Below are 19,121 nucleotides of genomic sequence, written 5' to 3'. Positions count from 1 at the left end.
TCTAAAATGACTCAAATTGATGATTTTAATTTCATCTATGAATGAAATGGGATGAGGATGTTGGAGTGAAAGAGGACATTCAGTGGCGCAACATTGACTTGAACTTATTGGTGACGTTTTCCTACTTGTATCGCTATCGAAGCGTTAGCGTCGCGGCAGAGAAAAATTACGTTAGCCAGTCAGCGATGAGTCATAGTTTGTCTCGTTTAAGGTTGTTGTTTGACGACCCGCTTTTTGAGCGAAAAGGGCACAAGATGGAGCCCACCGAGCACGCTCACCACATCGCGCCAACTGTGCATCACTTGTTGGATTCTATCGCCAAAGACTTGCTCACTAAGTCTGCCTTCCAACCTGAAAATTACGCGGGTGTATGTCGCATCGGGTTAACGGATTATGCCGAGTTTATCTTTGCTCCTCGGCTTTATGACGAAATACGCCAGCGCGCCCCAGAGGCGCAGATCAGTTTTATTAACGTCAATCGTAGCAACTACGTGGCATTAACTGAGCATGAAAAGCTCGATGTCATTATTGGCAGCATGCCGGTGTTGGATGACAACTTTGAGAGCTTGTACTTGTACACCGAAAAGCACGTGTGCATGTGTGATAAACAGGTATTGCAAGGGGAAACACAGCTGTTTCTGGAAGCGTTCGCGAACATAGAGCAAGCTCTGGTAAGTCCCGATGGGAGCTTAAAGACACAAGTAGACCAAAAGCTCGCAGAACATGGCTTGAGCCGCAAAGTCACCGTGGCGTCGCGCAACTTTCTCACTATTCGGCATTTATTGAAAAAACGCGATCTCATTGCCATCGTGCCAGAAAAAATGGCATTGGCGGAGGGCTTTTCGGACGATCTCGTTACCGTTAAGCCGCCGATCGCCGTTGCGGATTTTGATATTGCTATGCTGTGGCATTCCAGCCGAAACAATGAAGACAAAGGCATTTGGCTACGCGAGTTGGTTTCTTCGACCATCACCTCTCACATATAAAAAAGGGCACCAAAGGGTGCCCAGAATGTTTGTCATTGAGAGTCTGTGTTATACCGCTTGCGAAGCTGGCGCGGCTTCTTTTATACGCTCTTCTTGATTCAATGATTTTTCGTATTGGCTGTACTTCCACCAAGCAAAGCCAAGGAAAATTACGATACCGCCAACGTTGTAGAAAATGATGGTCATGATGTCGGCCCCAGTAGGGAAGGTCGATGCTAAGAAACCAACTGTAAAGATAGCGATCAGTACCGATACGGTAGCAATGCCCATTTTGCGTGAGCCCATTCTGAAATCACGCTCGACGTGATCCAGTTTCAAGCGCAGATTCAGGTACGCCAGCATGATGAACAGCGGTGGCAGCATCGAAGCGGCTGCGGTCATGTTGATCACCGTATTCATCAGATCTTGAGCGGTGTTAGAACCTAATGTTGGGATGATCATCAATGGGATAACGATAAGGAACTGATACCAAGCTGCGCGAGCTGGCACGCCGTTTTCGTTCAGCTCTACGGTTTTCTTACCAAAAATGCCTTCTGGAATCTCAGAGAAGAAGATTTTCACTGGCGTTGCTGTCCACATCAGTAGAGAGCCAAACATAGCGGTGAAGGATACCAAGCCTACGAAGCGGTTCATCAATATTTCTGGCAAACCAAAGTACGCAGCCAAACCTTCAAATACTTGAACCGATCCGCCTGTGTATTTTAGGGTTTCGCTAGGAACAAACACGTTAATCAAAACAGACGCGACTGAGTAAAGCACACCGATAAAGATACCTGCGATGATGATGACTTTAACAAACGATTTCGAGCCGCCTTTTACATCGTTTACGTAAACCGCGACCGATTCCGCACCGCCTGCCGCCATAAAGATCCATGTAGTAATGCCTAAAAATGCCCAGCTGAAATCAGGGATCATTGCTTCTACAGTAATTGGGTCAGCTGGTTCTACGCCGCCGATCAACGCTGCGCCAGCCAGTAAAATGTACGACATTGTCAGTAGCAGCATGAGGGAGGAGGTCACCGACGTAATTGGCCCCAACATTTTCGCGCCGTTTGTCGATACGTAAGTCGCAAACGCAAACAAAATCATACTGAGCACGGTAGTGGTGAATGGCGTCAGAATGTATTCATAGCCCAAGAACGCGTAAGACGCATAAGCGATAACGCGCGGCAGTAAGGACGTGAAGAAGAATAGGTTAACGAACCAGTAAGTGTAGGCAGAGATAAACGCCCAGCGACCGCCGAGTGAGCTTTTTACCCATGCGTAGACCCCCGCTTCAGAATCTTTATTCAGAGATACGAATTCTGCGATGATCAAACAGAAAGGGATGAAATAAAAAATGGTCGCCAGAAAGAACATTGGCGCAGAAGCTAGACCGATCTCGATGTTATTATTGATTACGTTGTTAAAGCTAAATACTGCGGCAAAGGTGAGGGACAACAACCCGAATTTGCCTATCGTATTACGTTTGGATTCAGACATGTTCTATCTCCGGTGAATCACGTTGGAATTGTAGGGAGGAAAGGCTTGTAATGCTGTGACCACAGCCCTTCTCTTGTTTTATTTATTTAGGAAGTAGCCATCTTCGATGGTCACTTTGAGCACCACTTTTCTTACGCGGTTGTCTCCGTGGAAGCGGTACGCTTCACTGTTTTCAAAAATTGCCACTTGGCCTTCGCAAAGCTCACGTGTTTCACCCTGACCAGAAAAAAATTCGCGGTCGGTTTCATCACGATAAGTTTGTTCTAGTGTCAACGCGGTTTTATCCGCGAACTCAACGGTTTCTTGGCCTTCGAGGTAGTAATGCACATCGAAGTAACGACGGTTACCGATGAACATTTCGGTTTGTTTCGCGATGCCATCTTCAACCATGTAAACCAGTGAATCGCCAATCGAGTGCATCACGCCATTTTTGATGTTGCCGATGTTGCCAATGGCTTCCACACAGCGGTTCCATTTACGACCGTTGCGATATACCTGTTTGAATTGCTCTAAGCTGTCTAACACGATCATGGGTTAAGCCTCGTTGACTGATTGAGTATTGGTTTGAGTGAAAAACGCGTTGTCGAAATCATGGTTTGCCATCACTTGTGCGTTGCAATCGCCTGCTTGCAGTGGCATCAGCGTCAAACCGTAACGGAACTCGTCCATGTACACGCGGTAAGAGTCGAGCACTTCACTGCCCCATGAGTTCGAGCCTAACCCCATCACTTGATGGTCAAGGTTAAGGGTGATGTAGCCACTCTTTTCTAGCTCGATCGTATGTTGCGCTTGATGCAGGTTTTGGTTGGTGTAGAACCACGCGCTGAAGTTGATTTCTTGCTGAGGTTTCACCAATAACCCTGTGCCATGACGGTTGGTTAGCGATGCCCAGCGCACGTGTTGGCGGTTGCCGTTGTTTTGCGGGAACGGGTAGTTCTCGAACATGTCCGCCACATTGGTGTGGTAAACATCAATGAGGTTAGCTTGGCGACTGTCTTGGTAGTTTTCTTCTGGGCCACGACCGTAGTAAATCACTTGATCAAAGCTGCCGTTGATGCCCAAATCCAAGCCGATGACCGGAATCACATGAGGGTAGTCGCCGTAGCGCTCGCCACTCAGTTCCACGTTCAAATGGCCTTGCGCATTGATTTGATAGCGATAGGTACAACGCATGCCAAAATCAAAGACCGGCGGCGCAATGATGCTGGTGGTCGTAATCAAGACGGAATCATAAGTTGCTTCCACTGCAAGTGTGCGGAAGTGCTCCTGCATGATTTGCAGATGCGCTGGGTGCCACAAACCTTCATACTCTTGTTTGTGGTTATCAATCATCGGTTTGAAGAAGTTCAGTCTTGGCTCAGATTGAATGATCTCTTCGCCATTTACGCGCCAAGAAGTTAGCTTGCCGTTTACTTTCGAGAAAGTAAGCGTGAAGTTATGGCCTTCAATTACGTGTTCCAAACGGCTTTCGTTAATCACCAAAGGTTGTGCGTTGCGATTGATGAACGCAGGTGCAGACGCGGTCTTTTCTTTCAGTTGGAACTGATACACCGCAATTTCATGGTTGGCTTCGCTGTAAAGTGTGCGACTGTCTTTGCGTACGGTGAAGTTAACAAAGGCTTCGCGCTCATCCAATTCTGGCAAGTCGATGGTCACTTCACGTTCGCTGTTGGCGACCAAAGCTTCGACTTTGAATTGCACGCTGCGCAGGGTTTCACCTTCGGCACGCACGTCAGCAGTAATGGTGTAATCATCGAGGTTGGTGAACCACAATTTGTTCTCAACGATAAAGCGGTCATGGCAACCTTCAACGGCGCGGATTTTCACCGGTGCAATGACTTGTTTGTATTCTTTGAGACCTGGGCCCGGGGTTTGATCTGGGTAAATCAGACCATCCATGCAGAAGTTGTAGTTGTTTGGGTAGTCGCCGTAATCGCCGCCGTATTTGTAGAACTCTTGACCGTGTTCATCACGCGCTAGAATGCCGTGATCACACCATTCCCAAACGTAGTGACCTTGAATGTGGTCGTGCGCATAGAACACGTTTTGGTATTCGGTTAAACCACCCGGCCCGTTACCCATCGCGTGTGCGTATTCGCAGATAATGCGTGGCTTCTCGTGTGGGTGTTCGCCAAAGTAATTCATCAGTTGAGCGCGTGAGTACATAGTGGAAATCACATCCACCACTTCAGCATCGCGGTCTTCTTCGTAGTGAACCAAACGGGTGTCATCAAGGGCTTTGGTTGCGGCGTACATGGCGCGGATGTTACAGCCATAACCCGATTCGTTACCGAGTGACCACATGATGATCGAAGGGTGGTTCTTTTGCGCATGAACATGACGCACTGCGCGATCGACAAACACCGCTTCCCAAGCATGATCATTGGTGATACGGCTCAGGTCGCCAACGTTGGCAAAGCCGTGGGTTTCCACATCGGTTTCTGCCATCACAAACAGGCCGTAAATATCACATAACTCGTAGAAGCGTGGGTCGTTCGGGTAGTGTGCGGTGCGAACCGAGTTGATGTTGTGTTGCTTCATCAAAATCAGATCTTTTTCCACGCGGTCCATGTCCACTGCGCGACCTTTTAGGTGGTCGTTGTCATGACGGTTGACACCATGCAGCATCACGTATTGATTGTTGATGTAAAACAGGCCATCGCGCACTTTGATGTCACGGAAACCCACGCGTTGTGGGATCACTTCCACTACGTTGTCTTGGTGATCTTTTAAGGTGATGAACAAGTGGTAAAGGTAAGGGTTTTCAGCCGTCCAATGCGTAGGATTCACCATATCAATCGCAAAGCTTGTTGAGTGGTGGTTTTGGATAGTCAGTGAATCGCATTGACCACTGGCTACGACAGTGCCTTTGTCATGCAGCGCGTATTCCAGCGTGTAGCCAGACGCGATAGCGGTAGAAAGATTTTCCAATTCGACTTGAGCACTGAGCGTCGCACTTTGGTAATCGTTGGCGAAATCGGTACGAATGGTGAGGTCTTGGACGTGAATGTTCTCTTTTCCGATTAGGTAAACATCACGGAAGATCCCCGCCGTCCACCACATGTCTTGGTCTTCAATGTAAGTGGAATCGGCCCACTGCATCACGCGTACAGACAGCAAGTTTTCGCCTTGGTGTACGTAGGCAGAAATGTCGAACTCCGCAGTAAGACGGCTGCCTTTACTAAAGCCGACGTACTCGCCGTTTACGTACACTTCAAAGTAGGTTTCCACGCCATCGAACTTGATGATGGTTTGTTGGTTATCCCACTGTGGACCAAGTGTCAATGTGCGTTGATAAGCGCCCGTTGGGTTGTCGGTTGGTACAAACGGGACGTCGATCGGGAATGGGAAGCCTTCATCGGTGTATTGCAGATCGCCGTGGCCTTCCATTTGCCACATGTTTGGGACGGTAATGTGTCCCCAGTCGTTCATTGTTTGTGAATAAAACGCATCAGGCACCAACATTGGGTTGGTGAAATAACGGAATGTCCATTGGCCGCTGAGCAACATAAAGCGGCGACTCAGTTCACGTTGAAAGGTTTGTGCGCTCTGAACAGAGTCGTAGGAGAAAAAGTACGCACGTGGTGCCATACGATTCTCGTGTAAGTGTTGGAAGTTTTCCCAATTGTTCACGTTTTGATCTCCCCTCGGCTTGGTGCGCTTATGTTGGAGTGCGGATTGGTTTCATCGCGGCTCAACATCAGTGCAAAAACAACGGCCGATGTATTGTGAAAAATGCTTATGAATAATCTGAGAAAGATATTAGTAAAAGTTTTACTAAAATAAATTGGTGAAAACGTTTTACTTTAACTTGGTCACGTTTTAAATGACCAATGTTGAGCAAGATGTGATCAGAGTAAAGGAATGCGTTCTAGATTGTTTTGGAAAGTAAAAACAGTAAAAATTCGGTAGAAAATAAAAGAAGAAATAAAAAGCACTGAAAATTCAGTGCTTTATTTGAGCAGTTTTGAGGGTGTTTTTATCGAGTTGTGCCGCGTAGCTTGAGCTTGCTTGGAACGTACACTTGAAGGGGCAGTGCGCGTCCGTCACGGTATTTTTCTACTAACAAGTTCACGCCTTGAATCCCCATCATTTCAGAATGAATACGAACGGTAGATAGAGGAGGGAAGGTAAAGCGCGCGGTAGGAATGTCGTTCACGCTGATCAGCGCAATATCATCAGGAATGTTTAAACCAAACTCATGCACTGCTCGTAACACACCAATCGCAATGGAGTCCGAAGCAATGAACATCGCTTTTGGGAAATCGCCTTTGGCCAGCATCTCTTTCGCTAAGTCATAACCGGACAAGCTAGAGAAATCGCCACGATAAATGTCGTCTTCAGAAACCACACCTTTTAGACTGCCGTAGTCCACAAACGCATTTTCACGAATGTCTGCGGTGTTGGGCTCGTCTTGTCCACCAATAAAGCCGATGCGTTCGTAGCCTTGTTGTACAAAGAAATCAACCACTTGCTTGCTGATTCTTACAAGGTCGATATCAACGCAATCGTAAGGGCTAGTTGGATCTGAAAAGTCAATGTAACAGATGCTATCGGCCAGGCGTTTAGGTAACTTATTGACCACCTTTTGGTCGACTTTCCCGACTAAAAGGACACCCGTAATCTTTTGCGTTTCAACATCAATTTCGCTGTTGTAGCAATTGGTTAGCGTAATGCCGAGTTTGTCGCACTGAGTTTCAATCCCATGACGAATCGACAAGTAGTAGGGGTCATTCACTTCTGCTTCTTGTTTGTAATTGTACAAGGCCAAAAAGTGATGTTTTTGCTTGGCTTCTTTGGTGGCTTTCTTCGAACTGCTGGTGCGGTACTCCAGCTTTTCTGCGATTTCTAAAATGCGGCGTTTGGTTTCTTCTTTAACGCTCAACGTCGGATCGTCATTCAAAACTCGCGATACAGTTGCAAGTGAGACGCCCGCTTCAGTGGCGATATCTTTTAGTGTTGCCATGTACATTTCCCGTTGGCATTGCTCACAGTCCAAGTGAGAACTCAATAATCTGGCTATTGTAAACAGCTACTTAGGGATGCACAAACTTTTAGTAAAATCGTGCGATCCATGAAAGAGAGCGGTATCTGCTCGACTCATCTTCACTGCTCATCATCTTCCCGGTTTAATTTAACTAAAGTCTGCATCTAAAATAAGGCTTTCGTGTAATTTAGTGGAAACGTTTACACAATTTGAATTTGATCACGGATCTGGATCGAGATTGGTTGCTAGACTTTTAGCCAGTTAAGAAATGGGCGTACTGATTCGATGCAATAGCGATTGGCTTTTAGCGCATCAGAGTGAGGTATGAACAGAAAGCAGCAAACGTGGAGAAGCAAAAGTGAAAGTTCTTGTCACAGGCGGTATGGGGTATATCGGTAGTCACACTTGCATTCAGATGATTGAAGCGGGAATAGAACCTATCATCGTCGACAACTTGTGTAACGCCAAACTGGAAGTGTTAAACCGTATTGAAGCGCTGACTGGCAAACAGCCTGCGTTCCACCAAGGTGACGTCCGTGACGAAGCCTTTTTGGATACGGTATTCGCGCAGCACGACATCCAAGCCGTGATCCACTTTGCTGGCCTCAAAGCAGTTGGCGAATCGGTGGCAAAACCACTTGAGTACTACGACAACAACGTCAATGGTTCATTGGTGTTAGCGCGCAGCATGCGTAAAGCGGGCGTGAAAAGCATCGTATTCAGTTCATCGGCAACGGTTTACGGTGACCCTGAAATAGTGCCGATTACGGAAGATTCACCAACAGGCGCAACCACCAACCCATACGGACGCAGCAAATATATGGTGGAGCAGTGCTTAAGCGATCTGTTCCATGCTGAAAACGATTGGAGCATCACCTTACTGCGTTACTTCAACCCAGTTGGCGCGCACCCATCGGGCTGTATGGGGGAAGACCCACAAGGCATTCCCAATAACTTGATGCCATTTATCGCCCAAGTCGCTGTTGGCCGCCGAGAAAAACTCGCGGTATTCGGTAGCGACTACCCAACACCTGATGGCACTGGCGTGCGCGATTACATCCATGTGATGGATTTGGCCGACGGCCATATTGCGGCATTGAAATCGGTGGGGGAAACATCGGGTTTGCACATTTACAACTTAGGTACGGGTAAAGGCTCGAGCGTACTTGAGATGGTGGATGCGTTCGCGACCGCTTGCGGTAAACCTGTGCCTTACGAGTTATGCCCGCGTCGTCCTGGGGATATTGCTGAATGTTGGGCAAGCACGGAAAAAGCTGAGCGTGAGCTAGGCTGGAAAGCAACACGCACGGTAGCTGAAATGACTGTCGATACGTGGCACTGGCAGTCAAAAAATCCCAATGGCTATTCCCCTGCGTAGTTTACGTCGCCGCGTTGCTATCTGCGCTTCTCACGGTTTGGGAAGCTGAGTTTGAAGAATTTTAAAGAGTTGAGTAAGTAACATGTCGAATGTCGAATTTAACCCAGTGGATCATCCACACCGCCGTTACAACCCCCTGACTGGGCAATGGATTTTGGTTTCACCTCACCGTGCAAAACGTCCTTGGAGCGGCGCAGATGAAAAGCCCGCATTGGATGAGCTACCAAGTTATGACGGTAAATGTTTCCTTTGTCCAACCAACGAACGTATCTCTGGCGATGTTAATCCAGATTACGAAGGCACCTATGTGTTCAATAACGATTTTGCTGCGCTGATGGTGGATTCACCAGATGCACCAGAGTCAAACAACCCGCTATTCAAAACGCAAGGTGTGCGTGGTTTGAGCCGAGTGATTTGCTTCTCGCCAGATCACAGCAAAACCTTACCGGAGCTGCCAGTGGATAAAATTCGTGGCGTGATTGATACATGGAATGAGCAAATTGAAGAGCTCGGCAAGGAATACGTTTGGGTTCAGGCGTTCGAAAACAAAGGCGAAACCATGGGCTGTTCTCAGCCTCATCCGCACGGTCAAATCTGGGCGAACAGCTTCTTACCAAATGAAATCGAGCGTAAAGAGCACAACCTAAAAGCCTACTACCAAGAACACTGCAGCAACTTGCTGGTGGATTACGTACAAGCGGAACTCAAAGACGGTTCACGCATTGTGGTGGAAACCGAACACTGGCTGGCGGTGGTGCCTTACTGGGCTGCTTGGCCGTTCGAAACCATGTTGTTGCCGAAAACGCACATTCGTCGCATGAGCGAACTCAGCGATGAGCAACGAGACGATTTAGCGCGAGCGATTAAGAAGCTGACCAGCCGTTACGACAATTTATTCCAATGCTCTTTCCCTTACTCGATGGGCTGGCACTACGCGCCGTTTTTTGACGAAGGCACAGACATCGACCATTGGCAGCTTCATGCACTTTTTTATCCGCCACTACTGCGCAGTGCCACGGTTCGTAAGTTCATGGTGGGCTACGAAATGCTGGCAGAAAGCCAACGTGACCTCACCGCAGAGCAAGCGGCGCAGCGTCTGCGTGATGTGAGTGATGTCCACTACAAAGAATGCTAAGTCTTTAAATTGGACTGATTACGAATAACGGGATAGCGCGACTTTACAGATAGAAAGTTAGGCTCAACGCGCTATCCCACACAAATTACTATTTTAAGAGAACGTCCCTATGTCTGAACTTATCCAAAATGTGAAAGCGTCATTTGAGCAAGTGTTGGGCTACGCACCTAGCCATATTATTCAAGCGCCTGGTCGTGTGAACTTGATTGGTGAGCACACCGATTACAACGATGGTTTTGTCCTACCGTGTGCCATTAACTACCAAACGGTCGTGGCGGCGGCAAAGCGTGAAGACAATATCGTGCGTGTGGTGTCGGTCGATTACGGTAACGAAGTGGACGAATTCGATATCACGCAAGCCATTACCTTCCAGCAAGCCAAAATGTGGGCGAACTACATTCGCGGCGTGGTGAAGTGTCTTCTGGCGCGTGGCTACCAGTTTACTGGGGCGGATATTTCAGTCAGCGGCAACGTGCCTCAAGGCGCGGGTTTGAGCTCATCGGCGGCGTTGGAAGTGGTGATTGGCCAGACGTTCAAAGTGCTGTTCAATCTTGAGATCAGCCAAGCCGAAATCGCGTTAAACGGTCAGCAAGCAGAGAATGAATTCGTCGGTTGCAACTGCGGCATCATGGATCAAATGATTTCAGCGGAAGGGCGTGAAAATCATGCGATGCTATTAGATTGCCGTAGCCTTGAAACTGAAACGGTCTCTATGCCAGAAGACATGGCTGTCGTGATCATCAACTCGAATAAAAAACGTGGTTTGGTCGACAGCGAATACAACACTCGTCGTCAGCAATGTGAAGAAGCAGCGCGCATTTTCGGTGTGAAAGCTTTGCGTGATGTGACGATTGAGCAGTTCAACGAGAAAGTCGCTGAGCTGGATGAAATGGTGGCCAAGCGTGCACGTCACGTCATCACAGAAAATGATCGTACTGTGGAAGCGGCACAAGCGCTACGAGCACACGACATGAAGCGTATGGGCGAGCTGATGGCCGAGTCTCATGCCTCGATGCGCGATGATTTCGAAATCACGGTAAAAGAAATCGATACGCTGGTGGATATAGTCAAAGAGGTGATCGGTGATCAAGGCGGCGTGCGCATGACTGGCGGTGGCTTTGGTGGTTGCATCGTGGCACTTGTACCGCCAGCACTGGTTGATGACGTGAAAGCGGCAGTTGAAGCGAAGTACCAAGCGGCTACGGGCTTAAAAGAGTCGATTTATGTTTGCCAAGCCAAAAATGGTGCGGGTTTGGTTGAAGTGCTGTAAGGAATGATGATGAAAGCCTATTTTCAACAACTAGAACAAGCGATGGCGCAAACGCCGTCGTTTGATGACCAAACTGCGACTCTGATTCATTTGACCAACGCGAATGGTATGACGGCGTCGTTTATGGATATCGGTGCGACATGGTTGAGTTGCACATTACCGGTAAATGGTGAAAACCGTGAAGTGTTGTTGCGCTCACCAAATATGGCTGAACACATGAAGCAAGACGCTTACTTCGGTTCCATTGTTGGCCGCTTTGCTAACCGAATTGCGAAGGGGCAGTTTGAGATAGACGGAGAGAAGTATCAACTTGGTATCAATAACGGTGAAAACTCACTGCACGGTGGCCTAGAAGGGTTTGATAAACGCCGCTGGAAGGTTGAAGAGCAAAATGATCAACAGGTCACTTTTTCACTTCGCTCCCCGGACGGTGACCAAGGCTATCCGGGAAATCTCGATGTGAAGGTGACGTACACGCTCACTGACGAGAATGAACTGGCTATCGCCTATGATGCTAAGACCGACAAAACATCTCCAGTGAATTTAACCAATCACGCCTACTTTAACTTGACTGGGGAGGCGAGCCGCGCGAAAAGTTTGGATCATACTTTACAGCTTAACGCTGGGTATTATTTGCCAACAGATGCTGGGTTAATTCCTACTGGTGAACAAAAGCCAGTTTCGGGTACCAGTTTCGACTTCACCGAGCCAAAATCGATTGGCCAAGAATTTCTTGCCGAGCAAGATCAGAAAACTGCTGGTGGCTACGATCACGCCTTTGTATTCACGGCTGAAGTGACCGATGGCGTGTCTGTCACTGCGGTTTTAATTGCACCAAAAGAAGATGTGGTGATGAAGGTGAAAACCACCAAACCTGCCATCCAGTTCTATTCAGGTAATTTCTTAGCCGGTACGCCAGGTGCAAGTAAAACTTACGAACGCTATGACGGCCTAGCATTGGAAACGCAGTACTTTCCAGACGGGCCAAACAAACCAGAATGGGGACTCAACAATGGGGTGTTGAGCTCTGGGGATTGCTATCAGCATCAAACTATTTACCAGTTTGAATTTTAGATAGCACTTCTACCCTTTGAACTTGCAGCGGCAGCGATGCTGCAACTCCAACGACTTTGGGTGTTATGGTGGGCTACATGCCCACCTTTTTTGTTTTTGTCGAAGAGGTTCGAACGATGAGCTCACCCTCTACTTTGCGTTTGTTAGAAAGCAACGGTTGCCCTTCAATCAGTGCCATCAACGATTCGATTGCGAGTTTACCCATGTCTGAGTAGGGCAGTTCAACCGACGTTAATGCTGGGAAGCTTTCAGAGGCGATTTGCTGATTATCGTAACCGACAACGGCAACATCCTGAGGAATCTTCAACCCCAACTCCGCTATCGCTTGGTAGCACCCCATTGCCATATAGTCACTGCTACAGAAAATCGCTTCTGGCGGCGGCTCCATATTCAGTAGTGCCAGTGTTTGCTGGTGCGCTTCTTTTAGCGACCAGTTTGCATCGACTAAATACTCTGAGTTAGGAATGATGTCTGCATCAATGAGAGCCTTACGATAACCATCGGCACGTTGCTTACTGGCTAGCATCCAACTTTCACCAGACAGCATGGCAATGCGACGATAACCTTGCGTCGTGAGGTGTGAAACTGCCTTATAAGCTCCAATCATATCGGCCGGCAAAATACTTGGCGTTTCGGTGTGTTCTTCGTTGGTGCAGTTCAGCAGTACAGTCGATAAGGAAGTGGTGACGCGTTGCTGCTCCAACTCTCGCGTCATACTGGATGCGTAAACCAAGCCTGCGTAATCGCCGCCGTTGATCTCCGACTCAATCTTGCTTGCCAACACTTCATCATGGCTGTAATTGAACGTCACCAATATGTAGTCGTTCGACCACGCTTCTTCTCTCGCTGCATTGATGGCATCGATAAATGGGTCATAACTGGTTAAGCCGTTGATCACCAATGCGATCTTTTTAGGGCGTCCCAAAGCATGGGCAACCTTTTTGTTTTTGTAGCCAAGTGATTCTGCGGTTTCGAGCACTTTACGTTTGGTCGCTTCCGCGATTTTTACGGAAGTTGAGCCATTCAATACCAGCGATACGGTCGACTGAGAGACGCCAGCCGCCGCCGCAATGTCACTCATGGTGATTTTTTTAGCCATTCTGCTCTTTTACTTAATTTCGTTAGCTAAAGATATTAGCTAAAGATTAAGTTCGGATCATCCTTTAAAGATAAAGATCACAAAAGTAAGTCAGAGCAACTTAAAAGCTGTGATTTTCACCACGTTTATTCTTTGAGCATCTAGTCATTAAATCATTAATTAATATATTAGCTAATATTATTAGTTAATATATTAATTTTAAGGTGAGTAAGATGAAAAGATGGTCGGAAGAGAAAGCGTGGCAATGGCAAAAAGAGCATGGCTGGCTACGTGGCTTTAACTATTTACCGCGCACAGCGGTTAACTGGAATGAGATGTGGCAAGCGGAATCTTTTGCACCTGAGGTGATGGAACAAGAGTTAGCTTGGGCGCATGATGTGGGTTACAACACTTTACGTACCAACTTACCATTTATAGTTTGGCAAGCGGATCGCGATGGTTTACATGCGCGAATTGAGCGCTTTCTGGATATTTGCGAACGCAATCAAATCAAAGTGATGCTCACGCCGATGGATGACTGCGGTTTTTCGGGCGACCACCCTTATCTTGGTGAACAAAAAGCGCCCGTACCGGATTTGCACAACAGCCAAGCAGCAGCAAGTCCTGGTCGCAATGTGGTGATGGAAAAATCTATGTGGGGTGAGGTCGAAGCGTATATTCGCGACATCATCTCTACCTACAAAAATGACCCTCGAATCGTTATTTGGGATCTTTATAACGAGCCAACCAACCGCATGATTTTCACCACCACGGGTGAGATTGCTTACGACGAAGAAATGGAAACCTTTAGTCATGAGCTGATGGAACAAGCGTTTGAGTGGGCACGTGAAGAAAACCCAACTCAGCCTCTTACCGTCGGCGCTTGGCATGCGCCAAGCATTCTTGACCGAAGCCTACCGATTTATGAACACCCAACCGATCGCAAAGCGATGGAGCTATCGGACATCATTACTTTCCACGCTTACTTACCACTCGATCTGTTCCATAAAGCCGTTGAAATTGTAGAAAGCTACAACCGACCAATGATGTGTACTGAGTGGCTTGCTCGTCATGCGCAATCGTACATGCACGAACAGCTTCCGGTCTTTAAACAGAAAAGTATTGGCTGCTACCAGTGGGGATTAGTGAAAGGAAAAACACAAACGCATCTGCCTTGGCCAGAGATAAAACGTAGCGATGCAAACTATGCGAGTCAATGGTTCCACGATCTGCTTGATGAGCAAGGACAGCCGTATGACGCAAGCGAAGTGCAATTGATCAAAACACTCGCAGAAGTGGATTAATTGCCTGTGAGCCGACTCTGAGAAATGGGTCGGTTTCTTATTTACAATAAAATCAATTGAGACGTGAACAATGACTACTCTACAAAACAAACTCACTAATAAGGAGCTGATGTCTTACTTCGGCTATGGGGTAGGCCAGTGCTTTAGCTTTGGTCTAGTCGGCTCTTTTATTCTTTATTTCTATACCGATATTTTGGGCATTTCTCCAATTGCGGCAAGTACGATTTTTTTGATTGCTCGTGTGTGGGATGCGGTGAACGATCCGCTCATTGCCGGATACATGGACACGTTAGACTCTCGCTTTGGTAAATTCCGCCCTTACATGCTGTTTACGCCGGTTCTGATTGTTCTGGTCACGGTTGCCGCTTTCTATAACATCGATGCTGATACATCGACAAAAGTGATGTATGCCGGTATCACTTACATTCTTTGGGGGACGCTTTACACCATTTCTGATGTGCCGTTTTGGTCTATGTCTTCTGTTATGACGGATGAACCACAAGAGCGAGCAAAAGCGGCAACTTGTGCCATGTTAGGGGTGAATGCAGGTATTGGTGCAACTTTGGTTGTGTTCCCGAAACTGAGTGCTTACTTCGCTGATGGCCGCGCAGATCAGGGTTACTTACCAGCAGTGATTGTGTTGATGATCGCGGGTTTGTTCTTCATGCTGAACGGTTTTTATAACACCAAAGAACGCATCTCGACGAAGAGCTGTGAAAAAGTCACGCTAAAACAAACCTTTCAAGCCGTTTGTAAAAACAAGCCGTTGTTTTTTATTCTGGCAGCGTTTTTCATGAATGTGTTCTTCAATCTGGTGAATGGCTTATACATTTTCTTCTTCACATACAACATGGGTGACGCAGGGTTAGTCTCTCTGATTGGTACCATCACTTTGGTAAGTGCGATTGCGTGTTTGGCTACGCCAGTGCTGACAAAGCGTTTCAAAAAACGTGACATCTTTATTGCGCTGTGTGTTTTAGAGATCATCGCTCGCATTGGGTTCTATTTTACTGGCTATGATAATCCAACGGTCGTGATGGCGTGGTTAGCGGTGATCACAGGCATCTTTATGATGACTAACCCTCTTATCTCGGCCATGATTGCAGACACAGTAGAGTACTCTTACTACCACAGCGGCAAACGTACCGCGGCGATCACATTTTCGGGACAGACCTTTACAGGCAAACTCTCTGTCGCGGTAGCGGGCGGCTTAACGGGGGTAATCTTGACGATGATTGGCTATGTACCAAATGCGGCGCAAACGGAAACCGCGCTCAGTGGTATGTTCTTCTGTATTGCGTTGTTACCGACATTGGGAGCTCTAGTGCGCATTTTCATTATGTCTCGCTACACATTTACCGAAGACCAACACGCGATTTTACGAGAAAAATTACAGCGTGGTGAGTTTGCGCAAGGCGTTGACGTGAAGTCTGCAAAACCGAACGAAGCCTTGAGCTAGAATCCATATCGTCTCGACAAGTGCTCCAAGAAAAAGCCAGCTCAATAACCTGAGCGGGCTTTTCGTTTTCAATTTACAGGTTATCCACCATCAACAACGCTCAACAGAATTTCTTCGTACTAAAGTTGGACTAAAAATAATGGTTTCGTCTTCAATTTTCTCGTCACGAGATAGCGCCAAAGCCAAACGGGCGGCTCGTTCTGCCATCATCTCGATTGGGTAGCGAATAGTAGTCAAGCTAGGGTGAACAAAGCGGGCGATTAAGCCATCATCGAACCCGACCATAGAAACCTTACTTGGTACGTCAATGCCATTTTGATCCAACGCTGCCAGTGCGCCAGCGGCCATGTAGTCGTTGTAGGCCACCACTCCAGTAATCTCCAAAGATTTGGTTAACAGATTGGTCATCGCAACTTCGCCACCATCACTGTTGGGTTCACCGTAGTCGATGTAGCTTTTGGAGAGTTCAATACCATGTTCTTTCAATGCTGCTTGGTAACCTTGCAATCGCTCATCGGTATCTTCGATATCGTGGGATGAGGCAATACAAGCGATTTTGCGATGCCCGTGACGAATTAAATATTCTGTCGCGAGGAATGCTCCTTTGCGGTTATCAAGGGAAATACAGCGCTCAGCAAGCTCTGGGATATGACGATTGATAAGCACCATACCTTTCACTTCTTGGGCATAGCCAATTAGCTCCTCATCAGATAAGCCTTTCGAGTGGATGACTATTGCATCGCAACGGCTGTTGATCAGCAATTCTAGGGCTTGACGTTCATCTTCTGGATTATGGTAACCGTTGCCAATCAAGATATGTTTGCCATTTTCGCGCGCGACATTATCGACGGATTTGACCAGCGTGCCGAAGAAAGGATCGGACACATCGCTCACCAACACACCCATGGTATTTGTGCTTTGGCTCACCAATGCGCGAGCTGCGGCATTGGGTCTGTAGCCCAATTTGCTCATTGCTTTGGTGACCGACTCTACCGATGATCGACTGGCTTTTGGGGACTTGTTGATCACGCGAGAAACCGTTGCGACCGAAACGCCGGCTTCTTTCGCGACATCCTTGATCGTTGCCATATAGAACCTTTAGTGGCTAAAAAATTTTGACTGAAAGTATTAAACACCCATTGTGTAATAAGTGCAATTTGATAGAGGATTTGCTTTCGGAAATGAGATCTTTACCACTTGTATTTATTAAGCTTACTGATAGTGTAAACGTTGTCTTTTTAGTAAAACTTTACTGGGGTTTTAATTATGGAAACTATCGCTTACTCTGATTTTGCCAAACTGGAAATTCGTACCGGAAAAATCATTGAAGTGGCTCGTCATCAAAATGCAGACAAGCTGTATATTGTGCAAATTGATATTGGTGAAAAAACATTGCAAACCGTAACCAGCTTAGTGCCTTATTACACCGAGGAAGAGTTGATGGGCAAGCAAGTGGTCGTGTTATGTAATCTTGCCAAAGCCAAAATGCGCGGTGAAACCTCTGAATGTATGTTGTTATGCGCAGAAACGGATGATGAATCCGAAAGTGTCTTGCTTACGCCAGAAAGAGCGATGCCGACTGGGGTGAGAATTGTTTAGAGTTTAATCAAGCAAACGTTTTATTGTTCGTGTTTATGTTTTGTGTCTCATTTTATAAATAAATCAATAGGAATATATTCAACTCTATTTATAATCTCCGCGCTTTTAAAAACTGTTTAACAGTATGAAAAACATAGGAAATTATAATGAAAAAAGTATTGCCATTATTGGCTTTAGGTGCAGTGGTTGCTTCAGCGTCAGTTCAAGCAAAAGGTAACTGGTATGTTGGCGCAGATATTCTTAACTCTGATCTTGAAGTTGAAGGTCACTCTTACAGCTCTTCAGCTACAGGTTTGGGTATTGCGGTAGGTAAAGAGCTGCAATATTCAGAAAACTTCAAATTGGCTTTAGAAGGTGAGTACATTTACTACGGTAGCTTCGAAGAAAAAGCATCGGGCGCGGGTAATTGGTTAGAAGCTACTGTTGAAGGTTATTCATTCAACCTTAATGCTAAACCTAAGTACCAATTCTCTGGCACTGGTTTTTATGTTGGTGCTGTTGTTGGTCTAGGTGTAACTGGGGTTGATTTAGAGGCAAAATCAAACCTTTCTGGTTTCACTGGTAAGACTGATGGTAGCGATGCTGGCTTTAACTATGGTGCTGAAGTGGGTTATGAATTTGCTTCAGGTCTGGTTGTTTCTGGTGGCTACCGTGCTTCTACAGTAACCATCGATGTTGAAGGTGGTGGCGATCTTGAATTTGATTTTGACAGCCTGTACGTTGGCGTTGATTACAAGTTTTAAGCTCGCGTAAGCAAAACATAGATACTAAAAAGGAGCCGTTAGGCTCCTTTTTTGATCAGATTATCAATCAACTCATAGTGGTGATCTTGTACGCCTGCAAGGTTGCCATATTTGGGTTGATGGCGGTCATTTTCTTTCGCGTGTTGCCAGCCAATGGTGTGACGCACAAAATGCTCTGCAAACGCGTGGGAAACTTCCAAGCAACCTGCCAGCACGGTATCAACATAACTTTGCATGATTGGGCTCTTTGCGCATGGTGGTAGTGGCTCGTCTTTTACGTAAACCCAAATGTCATGTTCTTGGTTAAAACTCGCATCTGTTTCGATTTGATCTGGCTGAAGTTGAATACGATGATAACCTCGCTCACGGCGGTCGAATTCTGCGAGCGCTTCTTCATTTACTTCGAGTAAAACGCCATTAACCTGTCCATCGCCTTGGTTCACCACTAATGGAGAGAGGCTGTAGCTGTCGTCAATCTTCCCCCAGTAGCGAACCAACCCATGTGCTATGACGGGAATGGCTTCTCCCGTTTGTCCGGTTAACTTACGCGACGCAGAATTAATCAAACTGCCATAGCCAAATATGTACATTGTCGTTGCATCCCTTAACTGATAGTTGTGCCTCTC

Annotated in this window: 16 protein-coding genes; 9 read left to right on the top strand and 7 right to left on the bottom strand. The window is 46.9% G+C overall.

Annotated elements, in window-relative coordinates; translation table 11 throughout:
* Positions 1–41: 41 nt before the first annotated feature.
* Entirely contained in the window at positions 42–986 is a 945-nt protein-coding gene (locus L3V37_RS16775) for a LysR family transcriptional regulator (protein WP_237306635.1), read from the top strand.
* A gap of 48 nt (positions 987–1,034) precedes the next feature.
* Here L3V37_RS16775 and L3V37_RS16770 read toward each other — a convergent pair whose 3' ends face one another.
* From L3V37_RS16770 to ebgR, 4 genes are all read right to left on the bottom strand, one after another.
* Positions 1,035–2,468: an amino acid permease gene (locus L3V37_RS16770; RefSeq protein ID WP_005484989.1), complete on the bottom strand. Its 1,434-nt coding sequence runs from the start codon at positions 2,466–2,468 to the stop codon at positions 1,035–1,037.
* A gap of 78 nt (positions 2,469–2,546) precedes the next feature.
* Complete coding sequence (locus L3V37_RS16765) at positions 2,547–2,999, bottom strand: beta-galactosidase subunit beta (protein WP_130545044.1); 453 nt, start codon at positions 2,997–2,999, stop codon at positions 2,547–2,549.
* 3 nt (positions 3,000–3,002) lie between these two features.
* A complete protein-coding gene (gene ebgA, locus L3V37_RS16760) occupies positions 3,003–6,101 on the bottom strand; it encodes a beta-galactosidase subunit alpha (protein WP_130545045.1) in 3,099 nt (1,032 codons plus the stop codon).
* Between the two features lie 346 nt (positions 6,102–6,447).
* Positions 6,448–7,434: a transcriptional regulator EbgR gene (ebgR, locus tag L3V37_RS16755; RefSeq protein WP_005494135.1), complete on the bottom strand. Its 987-nt coding sequence runs from the start codon at positions 7,432–7,434 to the stop codon at positions 6,448–6,450.
* A 379-nt stretch (positions 7,435–7,813) separates the two neighbouring features.
* Here ebgR and galE point away from each other — a divergent pair, with 379 nt between their 5' ends.
* From galE to galM, 4 genes are all read left to right on the top strand, one after another.
* Positions 7,814–8,833 carry a UDP-glucose 4-epimerase GalE gene (gene galE / locus L3V37_RS16750; protein ID WP_130545046.1) on the top strand — a complete coding sequence of 340 codons (1,020 nt, stop codon included), beginning with the start codon at positions 7,814–7,816 and terminating at the stop codon, positions 8,831–8,833.
* 82 nt (positions 8,834–8,915) lie between these two features.
* Positions 8,916–9,968 carry a UDP-glucose--hexose-1-phosphate uridylyltransferase gene (locus tag L3V37_RS16745; protein WP_237306634.1) on the top strand — a complete coding sequence of 351 codons (1,053 nt, stop codon included), beginning with the start codon at positions 8,916–8,918 and terminating at the stop codon, positions 9,966–9,968.
* A gap of 109 nt (positions 9,969–10,077) precedes the next feature.
* A complete protein-coding gene (gene galK / locus L3V37_RS16740) occupies positions 10,078–11,238 on the top strand; it encodes a galactokinase (RefSeq protein WP_237306633.1) in 1,161 nt (386 codons plus the stop codon).
* 9 nt (positions 11,239–11,247) lie between these two features.
* On the top strand, positions 11,248–12,312 hold the full coding sequence (gene galM / locus L3V37_RS16735; RefSeq protein WP_237306632.1) for a galactose-1-epimerase: 1,065 nt from the start codon (positions 11,248–11,250) through the stop codon (positions 12,310–12,312).
* A gap of 73 nt (positions 12,313–12,385) precedes the next feature.
* Here galM and L3V37_RS16730 read toward each other — a convergent pair whose 3' ends face one another.
* Positions 12,386–13,411, bottom strand: coding sequence for a LacI family DNA-binding transcriptional regulator (locus tag L3V37_RS16730; protein ID WP_237306631.1), 1,026 nt, complete (start codon positions 13,409–13,411; stop codon positions 12,386–12,388).
* Positions 13,412–13,623: 212 nt separating this feature from the next.
* Here L3V37_RS16730 and L3V37_RS16725 point away from each other — a divergent pair, with 212 nt between their 5' ends.
* Complete coding sequence (locus L3V37_RS16725; protein WP_130545050.1) at positions 13,624–14,694, top strand: cellulase family glycosylhydrolase; 1,071 nt, start codon at positions 13,624–13,626, stop codon at positions 14,692–14,694.
* 70 nt (positions 14,695–14,764) lie between these two features.
* Positions 14,765–16,153 (top strand): MFS transporter, encoded by a 1,389-nt coding sequence (locus L3V37_RS16720; RefSeq protein WP_237306630.1) that lies wholly within the window; start codon positions 14,765–14,767, stop codon positions 16,151–16,153.
* A gap of 90 nt (positions 16,154–16,243) precedes the next feature.
* Here L3V37_RS16720 and L3V37_RS16715 read toward each other — a convergent pair whose 3' ends face one another.
* On the bottom strand, positions 16,244–17,242 hold the full coding sequence (locus L3V37_RS16715; protein ID WP_237306629.1) for a substrate-binding domain-containing protein: 999 nt from the start codon (positions 17,240–17,242) through the stop codon (positions 16,244–16,246).
* A gap of 177 nt (positions 17,243–17,419) precedes the next feature.
* Between L3V37_RS16715 and L3V37_RS16710 the strand changes: the two genes are divergently transcribed.
* Both L3V37_RS16710 and L3V37_RS16705 read left to right on the top strand, forming a co-directional pair.
* Positions 17,420–17,752: a tRNA-binding protein gene (locus L3V37_RS16710; protein ID WP_005494151.1), complete on the top strand. Its 333-nt coding sequence runs from the start codon at positions 17,420–17,422 to the stop codon at positions 17,750–17,752.
* 146 nt (positions 17,753–17,898) lie between these two features.
* Complete coding sequence (locus L3V37_RS16705) at positions 17,899–18,495, top strand: outer membrane beta-barrel protein (protein ID WP_012841470.1); 597 nt, start codon at positions 17,899–17,901, stop codon at positions 18,493–18,495.
* 38 nt (positions 18,496–18,533) lie between these two features.
* Here L3V37_RS16705 and L3V37_RS16700 read toward each other — a convergent pair whose 3' ends face one another.
* Complete coding sequence (locus L3V37_RS16700) at positions 18,534–19,085, bottom strand: gamma-glutamylcyclotransferase family protein (protein ID WP_154205079.1); 552 nt, start codon at positions 19,083–19,085, stop codon at positions 18,534–18,536.
* Positions 19,086–19,121 lie beyond the last annotated feature (36 nt).

The organism is Vibrio sp. D54 (assembly GCF_021728075.1).
Taxonomy (GTDB): Bacteria; Pseudomonadota; Gammaproteobacteria; order Enterobacterales; family Vibrionaceae; genus Vibrio; species Vibrio alginolyticus.
This window is presented reverse-complemented; position numbering and strand designations above follow the sequence as displayed.